Source organism: Spirosoma aerolatum (assembly GCF_002056795.1).
GTDB lineage: Bacteria > Bacteroidota > Bacteroidia > Cytophagales > Spirosomataceae > Spirosoma > Spirosoma aerolatum.
In genome coordinates this window covers 5,126,874-5,151,933 of the sequence record NZ_CP020104.1, presented here as the reverse complement: position 1 = coordinate 5,151,933, position 25,060 = coordinate 5,126,874, and the positions used below count along the sequence as shown (strand labels likewise).

Genomic DNA, 25,060 nt, shown 5'->3' with positions numbered 1-25,060 from the left:
CGGGGCTGTATGGTAAAAAAGCGACTCAGTATGAGTGACTGAAAAATAAAATAACTTTATTTGTAGGTAGGAATGCACATGATTTTTGTCTTTTTAACGCTAACCCCCCATAATCACCCGCTTCCTGACGTAATAGTATGAGTGAATTCAGGCATGTTGAAGATCTATCGGTAAATAGTACTCAATCAGACTTACAAGGTTCTAAGCGGGAACATTGGATCAAGCGGAACAGCTATTATTATCGCATTTTAGTAAATTTTCTGAGATATAACATTCCCGCCAACCAATCAATATTGGAAATAGGCTGTGGAACAGGGTATGTGTTGAATCAGTTGCAGCCCTCTCTGGGAGTGGGTATCGATACCACTGCGGAGCTAATACGCTATGGCCAGCAAAAGTACCCAAAACTGGATTTGCGCACAGCCGACGCCAAAGAACTGGACCTGAATGGGTTGGTGTTCGACTTTATCCTTATCTCTGACACGATTGGCTATTTCGATGACGTTCAGCAGGTCTTTAAGCAATTGCACAGCGTTTGCCACGCCGACACGCGGATTATAATTACCTATAGAAACCAGCTTTGGACGCCGTTGCTCTCGGCAGCAGAAGCCATTGGCCTGAAAATGCCCGAACATCGGCAAAACTGGCTCGACCGGGGTGATATTGAAAATTTGCTCGATGTGACCGGATTTGATGTCGTTCGCGAAGGGCGGAAGTTTTTGATGCCACGCTACATCCCGCTCTTGTCTGGCCTGCTCAATAAGTATATTGCTAATCTTCCTCTTTTCAACCGGCTCGGCTTGTGTACGTTTATTGTGGCTCGTAGTATGCAGGCCAATAAATCGGTTGATCTGCCGTCGGTGAGCGTTATCGTTCCGGCTCGCAACGAAAAAGGAAATATTGAAACCATCGTGCAGCGACTGCCTGCTATGGGAAGTCATACGGAACTGATTTTTGTGGAAGGTAACTCGACCGATGATACCTGGTCCGAAATTCAGCGCGTAACCGCCGAGTATACCCCTGAGTACGATATTAAGTGTGTACAGCAGGAAGGTAAGGGCAAAGGCGATGCGGTTCGGAAAGGGTTTGGTATGGCTACGGGCGATATCCTGATGATCCTGGATGCCGATATGACCGTTCCCCCCGAAGATCTTCCCAAGTTTTACGAAGCCATTGCCAACGGAAAGGGCGAGTACATCAACGGTACCCGATTGGTGTATCCAATGGAAAAAGAAGCCATGCGGACGCTGAATCTGATTGGTAACAAATTCTTCTCGATTGCCTTCTCGTGGCTGTTGAATCAGCGGATCAAAGATACCCTCTGCGGAACTAAAGTGCTTACGCGGGCCAATTACCAGCGACTAAGTGCGAACCGGGCTTATTTTGGGGATTTCGATCCGTTTGGCGACTTCGACCTTATTTTTGGATCAGCTAAGCTGAATCTTAAGTTTGTCGAAATTCCGATTCGGTACCGGGCTCGTACCTACGGCGAAACCAATATCTCGCGGTTTAAGCATGGCTGGCTCCTGCTGAAAATGACCTTCTTCGCCTTGAACAAAATCAAGTTTATCTGAGTGTCTGGCTGGGACTGAGTTGCCCTATTTATAAATGCTGCTGGACGAGTGCCGCCCACTCTTCATCCAATGTACCCGTAAAAAACGAAGCCCCCGCCCGACGATACCAGTAATTGGCATTAAATCGGTCACCTTCTTTCCGGTGGAGGTACGCATGCAGACGGTCGTACGCCTGGGTGCCTTCACGGCTCTGGGCTATTGAATGGGCCTGTTCCCAATCGTCGTTGGCATCGTACCAAAGCCCTTGTAAAACCGGATGTAAGTTGGTTGGGGGTTGCGGTTGGGTCAGGGTTGCTGTAAACTGGTCGAAAGTCATTTTGCGTTGCCGTTAGGAGTAAGTACTGCGTTTATATAAGGCTCGTAGGCCGGGGTAACGTAAAGGGTATAGGTACTCAGCCGAACCGGTTTGTAAGGGTGTTTCATCACCCGAGGCAGACGATCGCCAAGTTTCTGAAAATCGTTGGACGGAATGATAGCCAGGTCTGCATTTTCCCACTGCTTTTCAGTGGGCCAGATGTTATAATGCTTGTGAAATAAAGGAATCAGATAGTCAAACACAAATACATTGGAGTGGGGAGGAATGGCCTGGGCCAGTTTCTTGACAACAGTCACATCATCATCTGGTAGCAGAGGTTCTTTTTGCGGATCGAAACGATGCGTAAAACTGTCGCGCAGAATGGTAAACAACCGAAAGTCCGGGCGGGCATACTGTACTATGGGTAGCTGAATAATGAATAATAGTAAACCAATGCGTACTGACTGCCAGCGTTGGATTGATACCCGATCTGCCTTGTACAGCAGCCAGAAAGCAATCGTATAAACGGTCGAAAAGGCATAAACAAGCACAAAGCGGGGCGGCCAGGTCAGCGATACCAAATCAAAAAGGGCGTTGGTGCCATAATACGTAGCCCCCTGCACCCAGTTCGACAGCAAAATAGGCAGCAACCCAACACCGTAAACCAGTAAGATACTACCCGCCTGTCGCCAATCCAGGCGATATAAGCCATAGTTCAATACGCCAATTGGGGGCGCTAACAGCAACAGTGTCTGGGCAAACAACAGCAGATTGGTACGGATAAACTCGCGGGAGGTTAATCCGGTATGGATAGCATTGAGTGCCTGTTGCAGACGAGGCTCTGGTTCGGCAGCATGGTTTTTAAAGGATAAAAAAGCCATGCCGGCTATAAACAGTAAGGCCCAGCCACCGAGCACCAGCCAGAATCGGGGTTTCGTCAGAATACCAAAGATAGATTGCTGCCGGTTAGTGACCAGATATTGAAGACACAGGAATGCCAGATGAATTGCCCCAGCCAGCAAAGCCCCGTCCTCTTTTACTAGTACCAGAAGCGTAGCTGTTACAAAGAGCCAGCCTGTATGCGCGTGCACCAAAGCTAGCAGAAAGAGGATCGATAATGGGAAGTATGTCAGTTCGGGATGCCAGCCGATATTGGGGTGTTCATAAAACCAAAACCAGACCGGCCCCAGCAGCAGTACAGCCAGCATCAGCCATAAAGCCCAGTTAGCTAACCGAATGGCCAGGTGACGTAGAAGTAATACATAACTGAGCAGAGTGAGACCGAACTGAACGAAAAAGGCTCCATAGGCACCCCAGACGTAGATAAGAGGCCCCCACAGGAGCATGGCATAATTATTATGAATTCGATCATCGTAGCCCCAGATATTTTCGTACAAAACAGGGCGCCCATTCATCCAGCTATACGATTCCTGAAGGAAAATGTACATATCGTTGTACGTATAATACAACGCCTGAAATCGAACGACTTTAAACCAGAAGAAGAGGAGCAAAAAAAGGCTACTGATGGCTACGGGGCCAATCCAATTTGGTCTCATACAATACGGAAACGAATCTCCATTTCATGGAGCGTGACTCGTTGTAAGGGCAAAAATAGGGAATAATGGCGCCAGTGACCAGTACAGTTAGTAGCCGGATGGGGTTGGCGCTGTAAATTGGTTGGGAAAAGCCGATCTATTGCCAGTCGTCACGCAGAATACCGTTCAGTTTTTCGTAGGGGACAGTTACCTGAATGGGTCCGACAGCATAAGCGGCTATTTCGTACGGATTGTAATAGAAAACCAGTCCATTGCGGCTGGTACCTACATTGGCTGGCAGGAAAAAATGGCCATCGCGCAGAAAGTAGCCCTGCTCTTCCAGATTCGCCTGGGGTAAAAGGTGTTGTTGTTGTCGAAAGGCTGACTCCAGGACTCCGAGCAAAGCAGTCGTATCGGCAATCATGTCGTTTAAGGTAAGCGTCCGGCCCGTTTCCCGGTCAAATGTATAAAAAGACAGGTTTGAGTTCGGATGGGCTCCACCCGTATAGGCTCTGGTTTCGACCTTTACAGTTAAGGCTTTGGGGCCAACATGCATCGTATCAGCACTGGTTTCCAGCTCCCAGCATCCCCCCAGGCTACCCATGTCTTTCCGCATTACTTCGTAATCTTTGGCAAAAAGCGATGCGGCTTTCGCCAGGTTACTATGAACATCGGGATGGCTGGCGATGGTAGCGCTGTCGAGCCAGTTGACCACACTGTTCACCGCCAGCAATCGTAAACTGTCGTTGATTTTACGAGCGCCTTCCGTATCGTCTTTCAACTGGATGTACGACACCGATACATCCACTCCCGTATTGGTTGTCGTGTCGCAGGGGGTAGGACTGCCCAGCGTATACTGCTGACGATCTAAGGCCGGAGGGTCACTTTGAGCGGTGTGGCAAGCAGCAAACATACTGGCTAAACCCGCCAGCAAAACGATATATGGGATATGCTTCATGAAGCGTCAAGGGCTAATCAAGGAAGCGCTACGAGCTTGTCCCTGGTCTTTCAATTAACCATTCACGTTCAGGTAGCTGCTATTACAAACTTAACAAATCTTTAAACCGAATAGCCTGTCGGCGGCTAATTTCGATTTTATCGCCCCCGCGTAGCGTAACCAGCAATCCACCACTAAACCAGGGCTCGATTTTTTCGATCCATTGAAGGTTAATAATATGTTTGCGATTGGCCCGGAAGAACGTGGTTGGGTTCAGACGATCTTCAAGTGCATTTAATGATTTGAGAACCAATGGTTTCTGGTCGTCGAAATAGAGCCGGACGTAGTTCCCCATTGACTCGAACAGTCGCACTTTGCCGAGTTTGACGAACCAGCATTTTTCGCCATCTTTGACAAAAACCTGGTCATTTTCGCCCAGAATTTTTGTCGAAATACCTACCGCTTGGCCCGTTGCCTCAGGAATATGCTGTTCTTCTTCGACCCGATGAATGGCTTCCGACAGCCGGGATAGTTCGACGGGTTTGAGGAGGTAATCGAGCGCATTGAACTCGAACGCTTTAATGGCGTATTCGTCATAGGCCGTCGTAAAAATCACTTCCGGCGTTTTGCCTTCGATCGACTGGAGTAGCTCAAAGCCGTTTTTTCCAGGCATCTGAATGTCTAGAAACAGTAGCTCGGGCTCCAGTTCTTCGATCATGGGCAAGGCTTCGTCCGCATTGGCGGCTTCTCCGATAATCTGAATTTTGGGGAAGTTTTCGAGAAGCCTGCGGAGTTCGTTGCGGGCTAAACGTTCGTCGTCAATAATAAGTGTCTTCATAGTTTAGAGGGGTAGGGACAAGGGGTTGGAGCGAGGAATGAGAATCTATCCGGTAATCGTTTTTTACGTCAGGATTCTCACGTTTAGCACCTAACTCCGGGCTCCCAGCGGTTGTTTTTCACGTCGGAACATACCCTCCGACTGGGCAGGGATGGTAATTTCGGCACACACAATAGGCCCGTCGCCTTGGGTATCGTTTTCCTGATAAATCTTGAATTGGGCTTCAGGACCGTATAATAAATCAAGACGCTGAGACGTATTGGCCAGTCCAAAGCCACCCGAAGCTTCCTTGTCGCCCAGCACACCGGTGTTGCGAATGGTAATATGCAACTTATCGCTTTCAAGGCTCGACCGAATATCAATGAATCCACCTCCAACGGCTTTTGAGACACCATGTTTGATCGCGTTTTCGACCAGCGTTTGTAACATCATGGGGGGAACCTGCCAGAAAAGTGTCCGGCTGTCGAGTTCAATATAAGACGTAAGCCGGTCTTCGTAACGAACTTTTTCGAGCGATAGATAATCCTCTACGGTTTTGATCTCTTCGCGCAATTCCACTGTTTTTCGTCGGTCGGCGAGCAGCGAGTTTCGCAGTAAATTGGACAACTGCGTAATACCCTGCTGCGCTTTGGTTGGGTTTTCAAAAACCAGTGCCCGGATGCTGTTGAGGGCATTAAAAACGAAGTGCGGATTTAACTGTGAACGCAGGACTTTGGCTTCCGTTTCGCGTACACTGGTTTTGAGCAGCAGTTTCTCTATTTCGTCGTTCCGATTTTGCTCGACGTAGTGATAAGCGGTGTAGGTAAGCACCCAGGTGAGCATTGTTTTGCCCCAGGTCATGATATAGCCGATAACGAGCCAGGGTTCGTCGGCCAGATGTTGCGGTACGATGAGCCGGTCCATTGGCAGGTTAACCATTGTCATAATGAGTGCGAGCACAAAAATTGACAAAAGCACACGGGGGGCCAGCCGGAAAAAAGGCAGTCGTACCCAATTCCAGCGTCGGATCATGAGCCGATACAAGTGCGTAAGGCTAATACCCAGAAAAATATTGGCAATTGCCAGGTATAATGCGTCAGGATCGAAGCCGTCCTGTAGCAAATAAGCCGTATACTCTACTGTCATCAGGAGAGACCAGCCAAATAGCTGACAGAACCAATATATTTTCTGCTTTGACATACTCACTTCATTCTCCACTAATTACTGGACTATTGACGAATATACGTGTTTCAGCACAGAATTGGTTTCCGGCAATTATTAATGGAAATATACCTGGATTATCGGCCGATGATGATTGTTGACTGGTAACCACTAAAGTCAGATAGGGGCTTATTGAATCAGTGCCAGGGATAGCAGATGGGCCGTATCGTTGGCCTGAGTAATCGTAAACGTGGTCGACTCGTAATCATAGAGAAGTTTGTACAGACAGACGTTGCTGTGTTCAAACTGGTCCATGTGCGCCAGTGGCTGATTGGTGATCCAGCTAAGCAGAATACGCATAGCCCGACCATGCATGGCAATCAGAACCGTTTCTTCGCCAGGATGAGACAGGATGGCGTCGATGGCTTCTTTTTGGCGGGTCGCTACCTGGTCTGGACTTTCACCACCCTCAGTAGGCTGGTCGGTGCGTCCCGATTCCCAGGCTTCGATGAGGGCGCGGTAATATTCGTTATCCAGGTTGCCAGGAGCTTTGCCTTCCATAATGCCCCAGCTAATTTCGTTGAGGCCAGTAAGTTTTTCATATGGAATACCCAGTTCAATAAAGGGCTCGGCCGTCTGATAGGTACGTTTTAGGCCGGAGATGTAAATTTTCTGGAATGGCACATGCTGATACGCCAGAAAAAAGGCCATTGCCTGGGCTCGGCCCATTTCATTGAGGTCTGAATCGACGCCACTTCCCTGAACTATACCGCGTCGGTTGAAGTCTGTTTCGCCATGGCGAATCAGATAAATTGTTTTTTGTGTCAAGCTGCCCCCTTGCCTATCGGCAATTTTTGTCAAATTTGAGCCGCAAAATTACAAAAAAAACAGGTTATAAATTGTTTCAGGTTTTAAGTTTTGGGTTACCATGACTTAGTAAACCTGAAACCTGGAAATTGGACCAAAACAACATGAAAGCTGGCTTTGACCTGAATGCACTCGAGTTTATTCATAATGACTCAATCGCCAAACACCTTGGTATAGAATTCCTTGAAGCCGGTGAAGGCTATCTGACTGCCCGAATGCCCGTCGATAAACGAACCCATCAGCCCTTTGGTATTCTTCATGGGGGAGCCTCCGTTGTACTGGCCGAGACATTGGGCAGTGTGGCATCCTATATGTTACTGGACGATCCGGCAAAGCAACGGGCCGTGGGTCTGGAGATCAATGCCAACCATATTCGCTCCGTACGTGAAGGCTGGGTATATGGTCGTTGTACTCCCATTCATGCCGGACGTACTACCCACGTTTGGGATATTCGAATTACTGACGAACACAATAAACTCGTTTGCGTGAGCCGGTTGACGGTTGCAGTGATTAGCGTATAACGATCTCTTCCAAACACCAAAGCGCTAGATCTCTGCTTAGCTAATTATAGCGGATCATACCAGGCTGGCTGTAGGATCGGCTAAGTATTTATTGACGTTTTATACGTCTTAGTAGCTATAAGGAGTATTCGTTACAAAGATTGACTAGGCCTGGATAGGAGCGATAGTCATAAAGGGTTCAGGTTTTAGACGAAAATACAATGATTACACTTACTCAACATGAAGAAACGTTTCGAATCAGGAGTCGCTGGCTATGGTTGCACCGATTTCTGTTTGGGCTTTTGGTCGCCCTTCTGTACATCCCTTATAAAGTGGCAACAAATGGTCAGGTTTACCCCGACCTGAGTCAGGCACCGATTTGGTTGGTACTGTTTGGATTTGTCTGGATTATTTGTCTGGCGGAAGCCTGGAAACAAACCATAGTGATCACGTTAGGTCCTCAACAGTTCACCGTAAAAAAATGGACGCAACCTGCCCGACAGTTCGCTTACGACTCGATCGAAGGTTATCACGAATATTTGGATCAGGATAGGCGAGGGCCCTACCAGGCGTTGGTGATCTATCTGCCTGGAGACTATTTTACGATCCGATCCATTGATTTTGAGGCTTATGAACTCTTGAAAGCCCGGCTTACCGACCATAAAGCTATAGTGCCCCGGCAACGGGTAATCACAAGGGTAGAACGGAATCGGTTACGGTGGCTGATTGGGGGGCTGAGTGTGCTGATTGTGGCCAACATTGTATACGGGTATCTGGCTCATAACCCTGAGACCAAGCAGCCTGCACCGCTTATATCCGTGACCAGTACACTGGATCGTATAAGGCCGGATGCCGATCGGGGTGTACTGAAAGGATTTACGATTCGGCTACGTAGCTGGCCTGATTTTGAGTTTTACATCAGTCGGAAAGCCTATGCGGATGACCTGCGTATGTTGCAGCAGGAAGTTGCTATAAACCGATCAGTCCGGGTGCTGATTCGGAACAGCGATTACCGAAAAAAACTGTTAAGAACCGAACCGCTGACGTTGGGCGACAAGTATGATAATTTCAACCATATTTCGGTCTTCGGGATTGAGCAGCTGAATGGTCTCCGGCTTCGGGCTGCCATAACCGCCCTGGAACCAACACACACCAAACCCGGACAGCGAACGGCTTTTTTAGGTGTACTACTCCTTTTTTGCTGGGCAGGCTGGGTATATACAGCTCAGCCGAAAGTATTAGACCGATCGTGATACACCACTCCGCTTAGTTTCCGTACCTTCGCGGTCCCAAAGGGTACAACAAAGCTCATCAACTACACAATCCGTATGCAGCAGAAAATTCGTCGCGAAGATGCGCTCGATTACCACGCCAAAGGGCGCCCTGGTAAACTGGAAGTGATTCCGAGTAAAGAATACAACACCCAGCGCGACCTCTCGCTGGCTTATTCGCCGGGCGTAGCCGAACCTTGTCTGGCTATTGAAGCCAATCCCGACGACGCCTTCAAATACACTACCAAAGGCAATCTGGTAGCAGTTATCAGCAACGGAACGGCCGTACTGGGGTTAGGTGATATAGGAGCCGCAGCCAGTAAGCCCGTTATGGAGGGTAAAGGGCTACTGTTTAAGATTTATGCCGACATTGATGTGTTCGACATTGAGTTGAATACCAAGAATATCGACGAGTTTGTTCGTACGGTTAAAATTCTCGAACCCACCTTTGGGGGCGTTAATCTGGAAGACATCAAAGCGCCGGAGTGTTTCGAGATCGAAGAACGGTTGAAGCGCGAAATGAACATCCCCGTCATGCACGACGATCAGCATGGAACGGCTATTGTGAGCGGTGCTGCGTTGTTGAATGCCCTGGAACTCGTTCATAAGTCTATCGAAACGGCGAAGTTCGTCATTCTGGGAGCGGGGGCCGCGGCTATATCCTGCGCTCGTCAGTACATTGCGTTGGGGGCCAAACACGAGAATATGGTCATGTTCGATGTGAACGGCCCATTGACAACCGACCGAACCGATCTGAGCGACATCATGCGCCCGTTTGCCACATCCCGCCCTGTGCAGTCGCTGGCCGATGCATTCACCGGAGCTGATGTGTTTGTCGGACTATCGAAAGGGAACATTGTCAGTCAGGATCTGATTCGCACAATGGCAACGGATGCCATTGTGTTCGCCATGGCAAACCCGAATCCTGAAATCAGTTACGACGATGCGATGGCGGCCCGGCCCGATATTATTATGGCTACGGGTCGTTCCGATTACCCCAATCAGGTGAATAACGTACTCGGTTTTCCGTATATATTCCGGGGGGCGCTGGATGTACGTGCCACCGAAATCAATGAAGCCATGAAACTGGCAGCCACCTACGCGCTGGCCGACCTGGCAAAAAAGCCTGTGCCTGATCTGGTTAACCTGGCCTATGGGGAGTCGAACCTGATTTTTGGCCGAAATTATATCCTGCCTAAACCTGTTGACCCCCGTTTACTATCGACGGTTGCACCGGCAGTGGCCAAAGCGGCAATGGATTCAGGCGTGGCGCGTCTACCGATTACCGACTGGGAAGGGTACGAACAGCAATTGGCCCGTCGGTTAGGGCAGGACAACCAGATTTCGAGGGTGATTCTGAGTAAAGCCAAGGCGAGTCCGAAGCGGGTGGTATTTGCCGATGCCGAAAACCTGAAAGTATTAAAAGCGGCCCAGCAGGTGCGGGACGAAGGTATTGCGTATCCTATATTACTTGGCGAGAAATCCAAAATTGAACAGCTCATCCGCGAAAACAGCCTGGATTTGGGCGATACGCCCATTCTTGATCCACGGTCGCCTGAGCAGGATGCGCTCATTCAGCGATTTGGTGACCTGTTTTTTGAAAAACGGAAACGTAAAGGAGTGAATCCAACTGAAGCGCGGAAAACGATGAATGTCCGCAACTACTTCGGTGCCATGATGGTCGAAACAGGCGAAGCTGATGCCCTGATTTCGGGCTTAACTCGCTCGTACCCAGATACGATTCGTCCGGCCTTACAGATCATTGGCAAAGAGTCCGGGGTTAAGAAAGTAGCGGGGATGTATATCCTGCTGACGAAACGGGGGCCTCTGTTTTTTTCGGACACGACGGTTAATTTTAACCCTACGGCTGAAGAAATTGTCGAAATAACTGAATTAACGGCCCGGACGGTTGAGCGATTCAATATTAAACCACGTATTGCCTTAGTTACGTATTCCAATTTTGGCAGTGCGAAGGGCGAAGACGCAGAGAAAATGAATCGGGCCGTTGAAATTTTGCAGAAAAAGCATCCCGATTTAATCGTAGATGGCGAAATCCAGGCTCACCTGGCGTTCAACACGGAGCTTCTCCAACAGAATCATCCGTTTAGTAAGCTGGTTGGTGAGGGGGCCAATACGCTTATTTTTCCGAACCTGTCAGCCGCTAATATTGCCTATAACCTGATGAGTGAAGCTGCCGGCTTCGACGCTATTGGACCCATTTTGCTGGGTATTCGTAAGCCCGTTTATGTATTGCAGTTGGGGTCCTCCGAACGCGAAATCGTCAATATGGTTGCCATCGCCGTCGTGGAGGCACAGGGGAAATAAATAGTAGCAAAGAGAAGCGAGAATCCATCCGGCAATCATTGGCTTGCGCCAGCATTCTCACTCCTCACTCCGAATACTTATAATTATGTCACGTATCTTAACCGGGATCCAATCCAGCGGGCGACCGCATTTAGGCAATATTCTGGGGGCTATCAAACCCGCCATTGAGCTGTCGAAACAGTCTGATAATGAATCCTTTTTGTTTATAGCCGACCTGCATTCGCTGACAACCATCAAAGATGGCGATATGCGTCGGGAGTTCACGCGGGCGGTAGCTGCTACCTGGCTGGCGTTTGGGCTGGATACCGAAAAAAACACATTCTGGCGGCAATCGCGGGTGGCCGAGCATACCGAGCTGGCCTGGCACCTGAGCTGTTTTACGCCCTTTCCTATGCTCAACAATGCTACCTCGTTCAAGGAGAAGTCGGATCGAGCGTTGTCGGGGGTGAATGCGGGGCTGTTTGTTTATCCGGTATTGCAGGCTGCGGACATTTTGCTGTATGATGCAGAAATTATTCCCGTTGGGAAAGACCAGCGCCAGCACATCGAAATGACCCGCGACATCGCCAGCGCATTCAATCATCAGTATGGCGAAGAGGTGTTCGTGCTGCCCGAAGCGCGTATCGACGATCGGTTGATGACTATACCCGGTATCGATGGGGCTAAAATGAGTAAATCGTATAACAACTACATCGATATTTTCCTGCCCGAAAATGAGTTGTGGAAGGTTATTAAAAAGATCAAGTCAGATTCGACACCTTTGGAAGAGCCCAAAAACCCAGATACAGACATAACCTTTCAGTTGTATTCGCTACTGGCCTCTGATTCGCAGATTGCCGAAATGCGGAGCCTGTATGAAGGTGGAAATTACGGATATGGCATGGCCAAAAAGGCGTTTTATGAATTGATCCTGAACCAGTTTGCTAAAGAGCGAGAGCGGTTCAATTATTACATGACAAACAATGATGCGCTGGAAGCTGAACTAAAAGCTGGTGAAGAAAAAGCGCGGTTATTTGCTCGTCAGACCATTGAACGTGTACGCAAAAAGCTGGGATTCAGTTAGAAAAGAACAAAAAGCTACCGTTAACTCATGTGATTTGGAATTAGTGTTTTTGTTTGGTTAGATTCAGTCGACTAAATAAATAACCATTCATAAGCTCACTCCATACTATGCATGTTCAATTCAATTCTGTAAAACTAAATCAGCGCGAAACACAGTTTGTGCAGTTGGCCTGTTCTGAACTGACCTATGTTCAAATTGCTGACCGAATGTGTGTCAGCCCTCGCACCGTAGATGGATACCGCGAATCACTCTTTGATCGGTTACAGGTAAAAAGTCGGGTTGGCCTGGCGTTATGGGCAGTGCGCTCGGGTATCGTGGCGCTGTAAGAAAAGATAGTAGAGTAACAGAAGCTATTTCTGAAAAGCGCTTCCCAATGAGTGTTTTTCAGAAATAGCTTTGCTATGCAGTGCCTGCTCCCCAATTATCCCTATACTAACGTTTCCACTTATCGTATCGGTAAATACGGGCTTCTGCTTTGTAAACGGGTTTGCAGTATAAACGGAATAGCATTTATTCTATACTGACCGTTCCGTTAGGACTCTTCTCAAATGAAGACCGTTTCCCAATTGCTCAGAACCCTATATCCATCGGTTCGTTTTAGGAGCAGTGTTCATGCCTGCTCGTTTAGGATCCAATTAGCTTGAGTGCTTGTGGCCATTCGTAGGCTTTGATTATACGCTATATGGCTAACGAGTCAGAACGTTCAGATTCGGCATTCGACCAATTGAATAGCGACGCCGATCAGGTGCGGCTCCAACAGGCACTCCGCCAGTCGGAAGAACGGCAACGCCTAATCCTGGAAAGTGCCAGAGACTACGCTATTTTCACGCTTGATCTGGAACGCAGGGTTAGCAGTTGGAACGTTGGTGCAGAAGCGATGTTTGGCTATGCAGAAGACGAAATTATTGGCCAGGCGGGCGACATACTTTTTGTTCCAGAAGACCGGGATATGGGGGTGCCTCAGGCGGAGGCTCGTACAGCAGTTCAGGAGGGAAGGGCCGAAAACGAACGCTGGCACATGCGAAAGAACGGATCGCGCTTTTACGGTTCAGGCGTTACAACACCTTTACAGGAACAGAACGGAACAATCATCGGCCTGGTTAAAGTGATGCGGAATTTAACGGCCCAGAAACAGGCAGAAGAAGCATTGAAAATAGCTGACCAACGAAAAGATGAATTTCTGGCCATGCTCAGCCATGAACTGCAGAATCCATTGGCTGCCCTGCATAATACACTGCTATTACTGGAGTTAACGCAAGGTCAGGACACGAGCCTGTCTTTGCCCAAAGCGATTAGGATGATGAATCAGGAAATCGTTCAGCTCCAGCGTATGGTCGATGATTTGCTTGATGTGAGCCGTATCAGTCGGGGCGTTATACCGCTTCAATGGGGCCGGGTTGAGCTTGGTACTTTGATCAATCAGGCCGTTGAAGGTATACAGGCGTTGTATGAAAGTCAGAACCGTCAGTTGCTTGTTAACCTGCCAACGGAGCCAGTTTATGTAAATGGAGACGCGACCTGGCTTAATCAGGTACTGGTAAAACTGCTTACCAATGGCGTCAAATATACTCGTGAAGGTGGCCATGTGTGGATCACCCTGGAACTGGTAGCCGGGGTGGCCCCGGAAGCCCTGGTGCATATTCGCGACGATGGCGTTGGCTTGACCTCTGATCAGTTGACGGGTATTTTTGAGGTATTTGTTCAGGGGAATACGTCACTGGATCGACCACAGGGTGGGTTGGGCCTGGGATTAACGGTTGTCAAACAACTGGTTGAACAGCATGGTGGGTGTGTGGAAGCTCAAAGTGCCGGATTAGGCCAGGGTAGTGAGTTTATCGTTCGTTTGCCAGCCTTGTCTGACCAGAGTTCGACGCTAAAGCATTCAACCGATAAATCGGAAGCTGTTATGCATTCATTTCGGCTACTAGTCGTCGATGACAATCGGGATTTGGCTGATACAACTGCCATGCTTATCAGGCGTCAGGGGTATGAAACGCATACGCGCTACGGCGGGGAGGAAGCGATACAAGCTGCCGAACAACTTCGCCCCGACGTATTGCTGCTGGATATAGGTATGCCGGGGTTGGATGGCTACGCAGTCTGTCAACAGATTCGCCAGCAACCTTGGGGTAAAGCCATATTCATTGTTGCCCTGACGGGTTACGGACAGCAACAAGACAAACAACGAAGTCAACAGGTCGGTTTTAACGAGCATCTCGTTAAGCCTGTGGACTTCAAGGTGCTGATGAATCTATTGGCTTCAATAAAGGGTAAATGGCGGTAAGTAGGATCGTTGTAGGCGTTTGATTGAACTATTTTAGTGGCCTTTATAGGATGTTTAGCGGTTGAAACGGGTTAACGTTTTCACCCAATACGCTGAACGAGCTGCTGGATTCTACAGGGACATTCCTGATGGCTTTGGGGCGACTGCTTTACCGGGGCATTGATCATGTCAAGGACGGTTTCCAATGAGACGCCACTAAATATAAACGACGATGTAACTTGTCTTCGGTATAGGGCGCCAATAAAAACATAAGCGTATCTGGTTGAATGCCCCCATATGTTGGCAACCCGTCTTTCTGTATAATTCAGTTAGTCTGGTTTGCTGGCTTGCCCAGGTAAGACTAACCGCATTGATCAGGATAAAAATAGTTCACTGCAATAAAGAAAAGCAGATTGGTAATTTTTGTTGAATCAGAATGTTTCAATTAGAAGGCAACGGCCTGAACGAAAAGAAAGTTAGGATAAGTCGGTATTAAAAGCAGGAAGTAGGCCTGTCTGGAATATGGAAGCCGGGACGAGGTAAGGGCATGGGGCTGGGTAGAAAATAATCAGCTACGCTTTTTTAGTTGATCGCTGATTGACTCATCAGGTTTAAGTAAGATGGAATAAACCGATAATCGGTTAAGGCCGACGCGGCTCTGTCCGCGTTTGCGTGATGCCACAATGATTTGCAACTCTTCACTAAATCGGTCTTTTCGATGAAAACGCATGTACAAACTCAGGCTAACCTGGATTTACTGTACTGGCAACAGCTACAAGCGGGGAGTGAAATGGGCCTGAAAAAACTCATTGAGCGCTATTTTAATGCCTTACAGAAACTTGACGACGTACAGATTTTCTTATGACGGAATTATAGATCGTTCTGCTACTAGAGTCGACGTTCGATAGGAAAAGGTTCCTGATGGACAATGCGAATTCGACCAAAAGCCTCGTGAGCAGGATGGAGCAAATAATTGTAGGACATCGGCACTACCACAGACGGGACAGCCGCCACCAAGGTGGTGGGTTCATTTAGCCAATCCCGTAAAATCCACTGAGTTCGTTCATCGCTTTCCTCATTCCAGTAAGCAGGCAAGTCATCCAGCAACCAAGTGGTTAACGAGTCATCGGGTATCTTCAGGGTAAACAGAAATAGCTTCGGCAGCTTTTCGCACTTAACCCGAGGTTGGTGCACCAACGATTCGCCTAAAGCCGGAGCTGGGGAAAAGGTCGTATAGAGTAAGGAATATCCCCTTGGATTCCACCGACCCCCAAACAGCTGTACTCCTTATACGATCACTATACAGATGTAGCTTCCTGATTGTATCTGGCTCTATACTCCAGGGGCGATAAGCTGGTTATCTTTCTGAACACCTCTCTGAACGCTTTGTCGTCGGAATAACCAACTTCGTCCATCACTTCGAAAATTGATTTGCGACCTTTCTCCAATGATTTTTTAGCAACTTCGATTTTTACCCGCTGCAAATATTCGACAGGTGTATTGCCCGTGGCTTTGATAAAACGACGGTCAAAATTGCGTCGACTGATGGCTAGTTCAGCGGCTAATGCCTCAAATGAGATCTTTCCACTTAGATTTTCTTCAATGTACGTCTGCGCCTGTTCAATCAGGGCATCGCCATGATTTTTCTGGGTCTGAAAAATAAAGAAAGGCGATTGCGAGCTGCGCTCCATATCAATCTGAAATAGTTTGGAACAGTAGATAGCCGTCTGCCGATCAAAGTATTTTTCGACTAAAAACAGGATCAGGTTTAAAAAAGAGTACGCTCCACCATTCGTATAGATGCCTTTTTCGGCCGTAATGAGTTTATCAGCCTGCAGGTTGATTTTGGGGAACAACTGCCTGAAACTGGCTTCCGCACTCCAATGCGTCGAGCACATTCTGCCGTCCATCAAGCCGGTAGCCGCCAGCAAAAAAGCACCGGTACACATACTCGCAATTTCGGCCCCGTCCAGATACTGCTCCCTGATCCAGCCGATCATCGCTTCGTTCTCCCGGATCAATTGCGCCGAGTAGGGCGCCGATGGAATAATCAGCAGGTCCGTTTTCTTGATCTGCTGGATATGGATCGGATGCACCGTAACAAACCCGGCATCCAGCTTTAGTTCAGACTCCGTACTGGCCAAGGTAACCTCCAGCCTGGGTTTGTTGCCCTGCCGCTGCCAGTACGCGTCCGCGCTGGTCAGAATTTCATGCGAACCAGTTATGCTGCTGAGGTTGGCGTTGCCTTTGGGAACCAGTATAGTAACGTGTTTCATGACTCGTTTTTTGGTCAAAACTACGGCTAATTTTTGTCCAGATCAACCCGTATAAATGTCTATTTTACACCCTGTCAGGTCAAAATCAAGACACTACTTTTGTCTCATTCCTAGCGATTAGGATTCAATAACTCAATTGAAAACGATGTTATTAACAAACAAAGTAGCTGTTATCTATGGGGCTAGCGGAGCGGTAGGTAGTACCGTGGCCATGACGTTCGCCCGGGAGGGGGCCACGCTTTTTCTGACCGGCCATTCGCGGACAGGGGTGGACGAATTGGCCGCAAAAATTAATGCCACCGGAGGCTCTGCCGAGGCTGCCCAGGTTGATGCGCTCGACGAAAGAGCTGTCGAGATGCACCTTGCCGGAGTGATCGAACAAGCGGGTAAGCTCGACATTTCATTCAATGCGGTTGGGCTTCGCAACACCACCTTACAAGGCGTTCCACTCACCGCCCTGGCGCTCGATCAATTTATGGCACCCATCCAGACGCACGTTCAAGCCAATTTTATAACGGCACGACTGGCCGGACGGCTCATGGCTGCCACAGGATCGGGGGTAATTATGACCGTTACGTCGACGCCCTCCCGGGTTGCCAACCCCCTGATGGGCGGAGTAGCCGTAGCGATGGCTGCTCAGGAAGCGCTGATTCGTGATCTGTCGGTCGAACTGGGACCGAAAGGGGTTCGGGTGCTTGGTATTCGGACACACGGCATGCCGGACAGCGACACCATAAAAGAAGTCTTCGGCCTTCATGCCAGGGCGTACGACATTACCCGCGAGCAATTTCAGCAGTTGGTTGCCGAGCGAACGCATCGCAAGCGCCTGCCTTCGCTTCAGGAAATGGCCGATGTGGCGGCATTCATGGCTTCTGACAACGCAAGCGCTATGATGGGCACCGTAGTAAACATGAGCCTCGGCGCCATTGCTGACTAATTCTTCCTTTTCGTACTGAGCAGAGGTCCGAAGAATCGGATACGCCTACCTCATTGACCAATCAAAGAACATGAACAAGAAAGTGATTCTAATCACCGGCACGAACAGTGGTTTTGGCTGGCTCACAGCCAGGAGTTGTGCCGCTTCGGGGCATCGTGTCTACGCAACCATGCGCGACGTAAGTAGCCGAAATGCCGATAAGGCACAGGAACTAGTGCGACAGGCGGGTATAACCGTGCTGGATGTCGACGTTACCCGTAGCGCGTCGGTGACCGATGCGGTAGCTACCGTCCTTGGCCACGAAGGCCGTATCGATGTGCTGATCAACAATGCCGGACTGTATGCGACCGGCATTACGGAAACGTTTACGGATGATGACCTCGACAATGTCATGGACGTGGACGTAAAAGGCCCCTGGCGCCTGATCAGGGCCGTTTTGCCCCACATGCGCCAGCAGAAAGAAGGATTAATCATCAACATCTCCAGTGTGGCAGGCCGCTTCTCGGTTCCGTTTCAGACGGTGTACAACAGCGCCAAATTTGCCGTTGAAGGACTGACCGAAGGGTTGCATTACGAAGTGAGACCGTTGGGAGTGGATGTGGTCATGGTGCAACCGGGGGCTTTCCCGACGGAGATTTTTGGCAAAATTGTCAGTGGGTCAGACAATACCGTCATTGCTGGGTATGGTGAGCTGGCCCATGTTCCCGGTCAGATGGGAGCCGGGGTTGCCCAGATGTTTGCTACCCTGAAGCCTGACCCGCAACTGGTTGCCGATGCGATTCTGAGCCTGATTGACACCCCCGCCGGTCAACGCCCCCTGCGGACGGTGGTTGACCCCGTTGCTGGCAGCTTTACTGCCAGTGCAAACAATTCTGTGAAAAAGGAATATGACCAGTTTATGACAGCATTTGGCATGCAGGCCATGCTGAGTTAATACTTCAGCTTTCACTCCGGGTTTAGCCGGATAAAGATTGATGAACTTATGATATACGAAGTGAAAGACGGGCAGATCGTTCAGAGCAATTCTTCTATTAGAAAATACGCTCGTGAATATCTGTCACGAAAGCAATTCGCATCATAGATAAATGGGCAATCCATAGCAAAAACAAATTAATCCATCATACACCCCGTGCTGAGTGAAGCACGTAACCTATTTATGCAACCTCTAAAAAACAAAAAAGCAGTCGTTATTGGCGGTAGCCGGGGCACCGGTCGCGCCATTGTCGAAGCCCTTCTGCAGGAAGGTGCCGATGTACGGGTGGTAGCGAGAAACCCCGACTCGCTTGCTGAACTTGTCAGCCAATGGCCCCGTGTACGTACCTTACAGGCAGACATGAGGGACACAACCACCGTTGAAACCATCTTCCAGGACGCTCCCGACGTCGTGATTCTGGCGGGTGGAGCCATGCCACCTTCCCAACCAGTCGTTGACCTGGACTGGGAGACCTTCAGTACAAACTGGACTACCGATGTGAAAGCCTCCTATTTACTGACCCAGTATGCGCTCAAAAGGCCAGCCAAAGCGGGTACCCTGATCTTATTCCTATCCAGTGGGGCGGCCATCGGTGGTTCACCCATTTCAGGTGGCTATGCGGGTTCCAAGCGGATGCAGATGTTTCTGGCCAACTATGCCCAACTCGCTTCGAACCGGGGAGGGCTGGGCCTTCGCTTCCTGACGTTAGTGCCTTGGCGACTCATGAAAGATACCGGCGTTGGTGATGTTGTCGTGCCAAAATACGCTGCGTTTACGGGCGTTTCGGAAGAAGATTTCGTGGCCGGAATGACCCAGGCGCAAACGAAAGAGGATGTTGCTGATGCTGTTGTGGCCTTCGCCAGGCAATGGCCTGCCCCTGCCGAAGGCAACGTATTTGTGGTGTCGAGCGACGGCGTAGCGACCGAATCAGACATGCTAAAAGGGGCACCTTTTTGGTCAAAACGCTGATCAGCAACGTACCTGAGCATGAACGATAAACGGAAATCTGCCAAACCACCGATTATTGTCCTGGGGGCATCGGGTCGAGTGGGTAGGGTTGTAGCTCATCAGCTACTAAAAGCCAATGTTGGCGTAAGGGCGGTAGCCCGGCATGTGGATAAACTAACGGAGCTGGCCGAGCAGGGAGCCGAGCTATGGTCAGGTTCTTTGCTCGATCAGGCGTTTATGAACCGTGTGTTTGCCGGTGCCAAAGCCGCCTTTGTGCTGACGCCCGGCGATACGCTGTCGCCCGATCTGCATGACGAACAGCGCCAGTACAACGAACATATTGTGGAAGCCATCCGAGTGGCTGGTCTGACGCATGTGGTGTTTCTGAGTAGTTGGGGAGCTGAGCTGGCAGACAGGAAAGGTACTATTTACGGTTGTTACTTGATGGAGACCCTGCTTAACCGCCTACCCGATCTCAATGTGGTGCATCTGCGCGCTGTATGGTTCATGGACAATTTCATCTACAGTATCGGGTTAATAAAAATGGCCGGTATCAACGGTCTTTCCATCAACCCTGACTTTGCTTTTCCCTGTATCGATAGCCGGGACATCGGGATGGTAGCGGCAGCGTATCTGAAGCAATTAGATTTTACCGGGAAGACCATCCACTATCTCCAGAGGCCACGTGACTATACGATGAGCGAGGTGACCGCCATCCTGGGGGCTTCTATCGGTAGGCCTTCTTTGCGCTACCTGAAATTTCCAAAAGCCGTCATGATCAACGGTCTGAAAAGCACGGGGACCATATCGGCCAATGTGGCGCAGTTGCTGGCCGAGACAAACGAGCGTATTAATTCCACCAGCGTTCATGGCGAGCCCCGCACAGCCCATAACACAACGCCCACAACACTGGATGAATTTGCCCGTCAAAAATTCGCACCTGCGTATCTTGAGGCTCCGGCAGCCTCGGTACTCCAGAAAATTCAGGGTGCTTTTCTGCGGATTTATCTGTTTATTTCATAAGACTGCCTTATAACTCAGATGATGAACTACCACCTAGCCGAGATTAACATTGCCAGAATGAAAGGCGTAATGATAGACGATCCAATGATGTCCGAGTTTACCGACAATCTGGACCAGGTGAATACCCTGGCTGAAAACAGCGCGGGTTTTGTGTGGCGGCTCAAAGACGAATCGAACAAGGCAACCAGCATCAGCCCGTTCGATGATGAGCAGATCATTATCAATTTGTCAGTCTGGGAGAACCTGGAAAGCCTCAAAACGTTTACCTACAAAACGGTTCATACTGATTTTTTGAAGCGTCGAAGCGAGTGGTTTCATAGGTTCGGCAGGGCGTATCTGGCTCTATGGTGGGTACCCGCCGGGCAGTTGCCCACCGTGCAGGAAGCGGTTGATAAACTGGCGTATCTCCAGGAAAATGGCGCTACCGAACTGGCTTTTGATTTTAAAAAGACCTATGCTCCACCCGGCTACTAGCTCCTTCATTCGTAAGCTTTGCCGCTGTTCGCTTTTCTAAGTCTATGTTAGCATAGTCTATAGCTTACTTTGCAACTACGTTAACGTCATATACTGGCATGTAGCGAGACACTTATAGTAAACGAGCAGAATGGATAGGAAAATTGACAAAATAAGAAAACAGACAGTTCGTATTTGATCAAATTTCAGGTCTATCTGACGAACAGTTAAACAAAATTCCGGCTGGCTTTACCAACAATATTATCTGAGACTTAGCCCATTTGATTTGTGCTCAGCAAAGTATGTGTTATATAGGAGCCCAGCAACAGGTTATTGTTCCTGACAAGTTTATCGCTATTTTACCCAAACGCATTTTAAAGTCTGGTAAAGACTATTTGCCCTAACTACAAGATATGTTGCAATGCTGATAATGAACTAGTTAGTTAGATGAAAATTCCAAAATCCGGCACTTACGTCGACTACTGTATTGTACATTTCCTAGTTATGAGTCCGTAACCGATCTGACAAAATGCGATACCGTTTCAGACCGCCAATCGAATGTTCAGCATAGATTTGCTCAGAGAACTTTTGTCGATTGGCGGCTTGGTCTTGGTCAAATAAGGCTTGCTTACCAGGCTTCTTCTTGGGGATGATAACCTGTTGACAATCCTATTACGTATCGAAGCCTTGGTAGCCTAAATCCAGCCGAATCCCGAAAATAAAAGTCTAAACCTGCCACACGGGGCTGACTAACAACGCACGAAACCGAATAAGCCGGGAGAGGCCGAAGCCAACAAGCCGAGGCTGTCAAACGATTCTACTAAGGCATGTTGCTCTGTCGGCCAAAACGTATTTGTCAACGTGCTGTCGAACGGTGATTAACTTGTCAACAGGTATGTGAAATACCACCGCTACACACAGGATTGCTTCCTATTACTAAATAATGATGCATTACTTTTTAAACAATTGGACAGATAGGCCAGCAACAAGTAGGTAAAGAAGATAGCTCCCAACGATAACTCCAATCACTTTTAGATATTTAGAAATATCACTGCCTTCTTGCCTAAAAATACTGAAGTTTGTAACCGCTCCGACCGCACCGATTCCACCACCAATAGCTCCACCGACAAAAAGTAGTAAAATAGGAAGCCCACCAATCACGTACTGATACCATTCTAGTCTCTCTAAAATCTGAATATTTTCTCCATTTATTTCTAATACTGAAATGGCATCAGGAAACGAAGATTTAGGAAATGCTTTTACAAACCCTGCATCATGAGTCGGAATTAAAAAAGGTTTTCCTTTTTCGTCAATTTTTTCTAAAATCTCATTGTCCATAATCAACTTTGATTTGCCAGTCCAAATAGAGGTCTCAATCTCAAAAGTTGAATTTGGGAATTGGGGTAAATGAAAAACGTGCTTCATTAAAAGTGATTTTTATTGGATTACTTAAAAACCTCTCACCCAACGACCCTGAGTGCTGATGGCTCTACAAGCTACTCACCTGAACGCACGTACCTGCTGCCTTTACACACTCAGCAGGTTGGGCTGAAAACTTTCCTACAGGACGTGCTGCCTGTCGCCCGCAAGGGTGACATCACGAAGCTGACATACAACTTCGATCATTATTTATATTCATGTAATTTTGACTTCGTAAACGTTCTCCAAAGAAATCAGAGCAGCAATTATATACCGTATACTTATGACTCAAGAGGAAATCTACCAAAACTTCAAAACTGTCAGTAAGTTAAGAAAAGAACTTAATAAAGAAACTGACAGAGGATGCTGTTTGATGGCGGTGTCTTACATTGATAGCATCCTTGAAAAGCTACTTCGTAGGAAGCTGATTGGAAACAAAAAGCATAAGGATAATTTATTTAATGCAAATGGATCTCTTAATACACTGTCGTCTAAAATAAATCTCTCTTACTCAATCGGCTTATTGAGTAAAACAGCTATGACAGATCTAAATATTGTTAGAAAAATTCGTAATGAGTTTGGGCACAGCTTTGAAATTATAGATTTTAAGACCGACAAGATAAAAGACGAAATTGCTAAAATAAAAAGCTCTATGTACAATGGTGACGAAATACGAGATATTGAGCCACGCAGGATTTTTGTTAATGCAGTATCAGGTATAGTCGGCGAAATACACAGCACTCTAACATTTGATCCTGAATTTGTAGAGAAGACAAATACAATTGTTGACAATACAGATGCTAAAAATATGATTAAGCAGCTAAGTCAAAATCTTTGGTCGACAGTTGAAAATGCTCAAGCTGAAGGAGCTATTTTTCCCGATGAAGATATTGCTAGAATATTATTAGATCATCTTAACAAGGTTACAGATAAAAGAAGTACATAAAAAAATCTGTACTAATTCACTTAATTTTAACTGGAAAACCCAATCTGTCGGCGCGTTTGCCCTGTCAATGGGAACTGCCTAATGAACCAGAACCGCCCTGTCGCTAGACGTATAGCCTGTCACACGAAGCCCGTAAACACGCCTTTTTTATTGCTTGTTGTATTCGCCCAACACCCACAGGGGTTGATGGTGAACACGCTACGTCCCTGAACACAGACCACTCGCAACCTTTACACCCCCGTTTGGTTGGGCTGCCCTAGCTTCCCAACCGGCGAGCATCCTGTCGCCCGGCAGGGTGACAGGATGCGAAATACCAAAGCCCCTTTTTTATTCTCTTTCTTTAACTTTTTGGCGAACTAATGCGGCTAAAGCTTCACTGTCTGGGGAAAAGGACAATGGCAAATAAATTGGCTCTTTAGGTTTTTCGCGTGAATAAAGTATGAAGTTTCTTTCAAATTCTTCGTATTCAAGAAAGTATTCCCACTTTATTTCGCTTTGCGATACTATTGTTGAGTAGGTAACAGCCTCCTCACTTAGTGTTATCGTATATGGATGTCTATTTGGAAAATCAGCAATACTTTCCTTCAACAAACTTCTTCTTACGAAAAAGAGCAATATCCAAAGACACAGCACCAAAAACAGAATGGAAGCAGCTACCAAATTATTGGCATTATGATTGGCAAAGTATGCCAAAAGCAATAAAAATGGTATAACAAGTAAGGCGGTTGTCTGAACCCGTTTACGTTGAAAGAACTCTTTTTTCTGTGAGTGATAAAATTGTCGCCAAATTAAGGTTTTATACCGGTCAGTATTCTCAGAAAAAACGAAACTTCTCATACTTGCTAACGGGACCTAAATTGTTTTCCTGCTTATAATGGTTAGCCTGTCGCAGCGGACGTAACAAACTTACTTTTTATCTCCCTAACTCAGTTGTTTGGCCTGTCAACCAAAGCCGACCAACGAGCCTAAAAGCTACCTGTCGAGCCGCGCTGCCTGTCGACCGTAACCCGCCTTACACTACCATCTTAGACCCGCCACCCAACACCCACAGGGGTTGATGGATGATGGCAAAACTACACTGAACGCGAGTGACTTGCAACCTTTACACACCTGTTTGGTTGGGCTGCCAACTTTCCTTCGGGACGTGCTGCCTGTCACCCGGCAGCGACCCCGCGCGGAGCGATAACAACGCACGGTCCGATTAAACCGAGCGCGAAGCTTGACGCGGCAGCTTGCTACGTTGTCGAGCCTGCCAACGGCTCAAGTACCTGGTGTCGACCGACGCTTTTGGGAGCCTGTCAACGCCCAATTGTCCGCTGGCATCCGCCACCTGACCTGCCCAAAAAGGGTGACCTGTCCCCAAGTGCGGCCTGTCGACCGAAGCCAGAAATGAAAGAACGAAACTGCCCTCACGAGCCGTGCAACTTGTCGCCCGGATGCTGGACTTTGAAATTCGGCATTAATATTCCACCCAACG

The 25,060-nt window shown here is 48.2% G+C and carries 26 protein-coding genes; 15 read left to right on the top strand and 11 right to left on the bottom strand.

Translation table 11 applies throughout. The annotated features are described in order from the left end of the window. Positions 1-137: 137 nt before the first annotated feature. Positions 138-1,574: a glycosyltransferase gene (locus B5M13_RS21400; protein WP_080057605.1), complete on the top strand. Its 1,437-nt coding sequence runs from the start codon at positions 138-140 to the stop codon at positions 1,572-1,574. Positions 1,575-1,602: 28 nt separating this feature from the next. Here B5M13_RS21400 and B5M13_RS21395 read toward each other — a convergent pair whose 3' ends face one another. From B5M13_RS21395 to B5M13_RS21370, 6 genes are all read right to left on the bottom strand, one after another. Continuing rightward, positions 1,603-1,890: a hypothetical protein gene (locus tag B5M13_RS21395; protein ID WP_080057604.1), complete on the bottom strand. Its 288-nt coding sequence runs from the start codon at positions 1,888-1,890 to the stop codon at positions 1,603-1,605. After that, positions 1,887-3,425, bottom strand: coding sequence for a glycosyltransferase family protein (locus B5M13_RS21390; protein ID WP_080057603.1), 1,539 nt, complete (start codon positions 3,423-3,425; stop codon positions 1,887-1,889). Before B5M13_RS21390 ends, B5M13_RS21395 begins: the two co-directional genes overlap by 4 nt. A gap of 136 nt (positions 3,426-3,561) precedes the next feature. Beyond that, complete coding sequence (locus B5M13_RS21385; protein ID WP_080057602.1) at positions 3,562-4,362, bottom strand: DUF3298 and DUF4163 domain-containing protein; 801 nt, start codon at positions 4,360-4,362, stop codon at positions 3,562-3,564. A gap of 82 nt (positions 4,363-4,444) precedes the next feature. Beyond that, positions 4,445-5,179, bottom strand: a complete 735-nt coding sequence (locus B5M13_RS21380; RefSeq protein ID WP_080057601.1) for a LytR/AlgR family response regulator transcription factor — start codon at positions 5,177-5,179, stop codon at positions 4,445-4,447. 90 nt (positions 5,180-5,269) lie between these two features. After that, entirely contained in the window at positions 5,270-6,358 is a 1,089-nt protein-coding gene (locus B5M13_RS21375; protein WP_080057600.1) for a sensor histidine kinase, read from the bottom strand. 150 nt (positions 6,359-6,508) lie between these two features. Then, on the bottom strand, positions 6,509-7,147 hold the full coding sequence (locus tag B5M13_RS21370) for a histidine phosphatase family protein (protein ID WP_080060022.1): 639 nt from the start codon (positions 7,145-7,147) through the stop codon (positions 6,509-6,511). Between the two features lie 143 nt (positions 7,148-7,290). Here B5M13_RS21370 and B5M13_RS21365 point away from each other — a divergent pair, with 143 nt between their 5' ends. The 7 genes from B5M13_RS21365 (at position 7,291) to B5M13_RS33545 (ending at position 15,473) form a co-directional block, all read left to right on the top strand. Further along, positions 7,291-7,707, top strand: a complete 417-nt coding sequence (locus B5M13_RS21365) for a hotdog fold thioesterase (protein WP_080057599.1) — start codon at positions 7,291-7,293, stop codon at positions 7,705-7,707. Positions 7,708-7,907: 200 nt separating this feature from the next. Then, complete coding sequence (locus B5M13_RS21360; protein WP_080057598.1) at positions 7,908-8,939, top strand: hypothetical protein; 1,032 nt, start codon at positions 7,908-7,910, stop codon at positions 8,937-8,939. A 75-nt stretch (positions 8,940-9,014) separates the two neighbouring features. Next, the gene (locus B5M13_RS21355; protein WP_080057597.1) at positions 9,015-11,282 is read left to right on the top strand and encodes an NADP-dependent malic enzyme; all 2,268 of its coding nucleotides are present in this window, start codon (positions 9,015-9,017) and stop codon (positions 11,280-11,282) included. An 85-nt stretch (positions 11,283-11,367) separates the two neighbouring features. Next, entirely contained in the window at positions 11,368-12,345 is a 978-nt protein-coding gene (trpS, locus tag B5M13_RS21350; protein ID WP_080057596.1) for a tryptophan--tRNA ligase, read from the top strand. Between the two features lie 107 nt (positions 12,346-12,452). Continuing rightward, positions 12,453-12,671, top strand: coding sequence for a response regulator transcription factor (locus B5M13_RS21345; protein WP_080057595.1), 219 nt, complete (start codon positions 12,453-12,455; stop codon positions 12,669-12,671). Positions 12,672-13,027: 356 nt separating this feature from the next. Continuing rightward, positions 13,028-14,629, top strand: a complete 1,602-nt coding sequence (locus B5M13_RS21340) for a hybrid sensor histidine kinase/response regulator (protein WP_080057594.1) — start codon at positions 13,028-13,030, stop codon at positions 14,627-14,629. A gap of 697 nt (positions 14,630-15,326) precedes the next feature. Continuing rightward, a complete protein-coding gene (locus B5M13_RS33545; protein ID WP_179950457.1) occupies positions 15,327-15,473 on the top strand; it encodes a hypothetical protein in 147 nt (48 codons plus the stop codon). Positions 15,474-15,496: 23 nt separating this feature from the next. Here B5M13_RS33545 and B5M13_RS21335 read toward each other — a convergent pair whose 3' ends face one another. Further along, positions 15,497-15,886, bottom strand: a complete 390-nt coding sequence (locus tag B5M13_RS21335; protein WP_080057593.1) for an RES family NAD+ phosphorylase — start codon at positions 15,884-15,886, stop codon at positions 15,497-15,499. 20 nt (positions 15,887-15,906) lie between these two features. Then, complete coding sequence (locus tag B5M13_RS21330; RefSeq protein WP_080057592.1) at positions 15,907-16,884, bottom strand: GlxA family transcriptional regulator; 978 nt, start codon at positions 16,882-16,884, stop codon at positions 15,907-15,909. A gap of 145 nt (positions 16,885-17,029) precedes the next feature. On the opposite strand from B5M13_RS21330, the gene B5M13_RS21325 reads away from it, so the two are divergent. The 6 genes from B5M13_RS21325 (at position 17,030) to B5M13_RS21305 (ending at position 21,239) form a co-directional block, all read left to right on the top strand. After that, positions 17,030-17,821, top strand: a complete 792-nt coding sequence (locus B5M13_RS21325; RefSeq protein ID WP_080057591.1) for an SDR family NAD(P)-dependent oxidoreductase — start codon at positions 17,030-17,032, stop codon at positions 17,819-17,821. A 70-nt stretch (positions 17,822-17,891) separates the two neighbouring features. Then, entirely contained in the window at positions 17,892-18,755 is an 864-nt protein-coding gene (locus B5M13_RS21320) for an SDR family oxidoreductase (RefSeq protein WP_080057590.1), read from the top strand. Between the two features lie 30 nt (positions 18,756-18,785). Beyond that, positions 18,786-18,902 carry a hypothetical protein gene (locus B5M13_RS34675; protein WP_394334323.1) on the top strand — a complete coding sequence of 39 codons (117 nt, stop codon included), beginning with the start codon at positions 18,786-18,788 and terminating at the stop codon, positions 18,900-18,902. A 75-nt stretch (positions 18,903-18,977) separates the two neighbouring features. Continuing rightward, on the top strand, positions 18,978-19,763 hold the full coding sequence (locus tag B5M13_RS21315) for an SDR family oxidoreductase (RefSeq protein WP_080057589.1): 786 nt from the start codon (positions 18,978-18,980) through the stop codon (positions 19,761-19,763). A gap of 18 nt (positions 19,764-19,781) precedes the next feature. Beyond that, positions 19,782-20,765, top strand: coding sequence for an NmrA family NAD(P)-binding protein (locus tag B5M13_RS21310; RefSeq protein WP_080057588.1), 984 nt, complete (start codon positions 19,782-19,784; stop codon positions 20,763-20,765). An 18-nt stretch (positions 20,766-20,783) separates the two neighbouring features. Continuing rightward, the gene (locus tag B5M13_RS21305) at positions 20,784-21,239 is read left to right on the top strand and encodes a DUF3291 domain-containing protein (RefSeq protein WP_080057587.1); all 456 of its coding nucleotides are present in this window, start codon (positions 20,784-20,786) and stop codon (positions 21,237-21,239) included. A gap of 477 nt (positions 21,240-21,716) precedes the next feature. Here the strand turns inward: B5M13_RS21305 and B5M13_RS34670 are convergent, their stop codons facing one another. Both B5M13_RS34670 and B5M13_RS21300 read right to left on the bottom strand, forming a co-directional pair. After that, positions 21,717-21,869, bottom strand: a complete 153-nt coding sequence (locus tag B5M13_RS34670) for a hypothetical protein (RefSeq protein ID WP_394334322.1) — start codon at positions 21,867-21,869, stop codon at positions 21,717-21,719. A 300-nt stretch (positions 21,870-22,169) separates the two neighbouring features. After that, on the bottom strand, positions 22,170-22,643 hold the full coding sequence (locus B5M13_RS21300; protein ID WP_080057586.1) for a hypothetical protein: 474 nt from the start codon (positions 22,641-22,643) through the stop codon (positions 22,170-22,172). 277 nt (positions 22,644-22,920) lie between these two features. On the opposite strand from B5M13_RS21300, the gene B5M13_RS21295 reads away from it, so the two are divergent. Next, a complete protein-coding gene (locus B5M13_RS21295; RefSeq protein ID WP_080057585.1) occupies positions 22,921-23,583 on the top strand; it encodes an MltR family transcriptional regulator in 663 nt (220 codons plus the stop codon). Positions 23,584-23,910: 327 nt separating this feature from the next. Here the strand turns inward: B5M13_RS21295 and B5M13_RS21290 are convergent, their stop codons facing one another. After that, complete coding sequence (locus B5M13_RS21290) at positions 23,911-24,420, bottom strand: hypothetical protein (RefSeq protein WP_080057584.1); 510 nt, start codon at positions 24,418-24,420, stop codon at positions 23,911-23,913. Between the last annotated feature and the right edge of the window lie 640 nt (positions 24,421-25,060).

Bases quoted from the DNA above. Each gene is read 5' to 3' on its own strand.
- B5M13_RS21400 (WP_080057605.1), top strand. From the start codon at position 138: ATGAGTGAATTCAGGCATGTTGAAGATCTATCGGTAAATAGTACTCAA.
- B5M13_RS21360 (WP_080057598.1), top strand. From the start codon at position 7,908: ATGATTACACTTACTCAACATGAAGAAACGTTTCGAATCAGGAGTCGC.
- B5M13_RS21330 (WP_080057592.1), bottom strand. From the start codon at position 16,884: ATGAAACACGTTACTATACTGGTTCCCAAAGGCAACGCCAACCTCAGC.
- B5M13_RS21305 (WP_080057587.1), top strand. From the start codon at position 20,784: ATGATGAACTACCACCTAGCCGAGATTAACATTGCCAGAATGAAAGGC.
- B5M13_RS21345 (WP_080057595.1), top strand. From the start codon at position 12,453: ATGCATGTTCAATTCAATTCTGTAAAACTAAATCAGCGCGAAACACAG.
- B5M13_RS21325 (WP_080057591.1), top strand. From the start codon at position 17,030: ATGTTATTAACAAACAAAGTAGCTGTTATCTATGGGGCTAGCGGAGCG.
- B5M13_RS21395 (WP_080057604.1), bottom strand. From the start codon at position 1,890: ATGACTTTCGACCAGTTTACAGCAACCCTGACCCAACCGCAACCCCCA.
- B5M13_RS21390 (WP_080057603.1), bottom strand. From the start codon at position 3,425: ATGAGACCAAATTGGATTGGCCCCGTAGCCATCAGTAGCCTTTTTTTG.
- B5M13_RS21315 (WP_080057589.1), top strand. From the start codon at position 18,978: ATGCAACCTCTAAAAAACAAAAAAGCAGTCGTTATTGGCGGTAGCCGG.
- trpS (WP_080057596.1), top strand. From the start codon at position 11,368: ATGTCACGTATCTTAACCGGGATCCAATCCAGCGGGCGACCGCATTTA.
- B5M13_RS21340 (WP_080057594.1), top strand. From the start codon at position 13,028: ATGGCTAACGAGTCAGAACGTTCAGATTCGGCATTCGACCAATTGAAT.
- B5M13_RS21300 (WP_080057586.1), bottom strand. From the start codon at position 22,643: ATGAAGCACGTTTTTCATTTACCCCAATTCCCAAATTCAACTTTTGAG.
- B5M13_RS21375 (WP_080057600.1), bottom strand. From the start codon at position 6,358: ATGTCAAAGCAGAAAATATATTGGTTCTGTCAGCTATTTGGCTGGTCT.
- B5M13_RS21385 (WP_080057602.1), bottom strand. From the start codon at position 4,362: ATGAAGCATATCCCATATATCGTTTTGCTGGCGGGTTTAGCCAGTATG.
- B5M13_RS21290 (WP_080057584.1), bottom strand. From the start codon at position 24,420: ATGAGAAGTTTCGTTTTTTCTGAGAATACTGACCGGTATAAAACCTTA.
- B5M13_RS21380 (WP_080057601.1), bottom strand. From the start codon at position 5,179: ATGAAGACACTTATTATTGACGACGAACGTTTAGCCCGCAACGAACTC.
- B5M13_RS21310 (WP_080057588.1), top strand. From the start codon at position 19,782: ATGAACGATAAACGGAAATCTGCCAAACCACCGATTATTGTCCTGGGG.
- B5M13_RS21355 (WP_080057597.1), top strand. From the start codon at position 9,015: ATGCAGCAGAAAATTCGTCGCGAAGATGCGCTCGATTACCACGCCAAA.
- B5M13_RS21365 (WP_080057599.1), top strand. From the start codon at position 7,291: ATGAAAGCTGGCTTTGACCTGAATGCACTCGAGTTTATTCATAATGAC.
- B5M13_RS21320 (WP_080057590.1), top strand. From the start codon at position 17,892: ATGAACAAGAAAGTGATTCTAATCACCGGCACGAACAGTGGTTTTGGC.
- B5M13_RS21295 (WP_080057585.1), top strand. From the start codon at position 22,921: ATGACTCAAGAGGAAATCTACCAAAACTTCAAAACTGTCAGTAAGTTA.
- B5M13_RS33545 (WP_179950457.1), top strand. From the start codon at position 15,327: ATGAAAACGCATGTACAAACTCAGGCTAACCTGGATTTACTGTACTGG.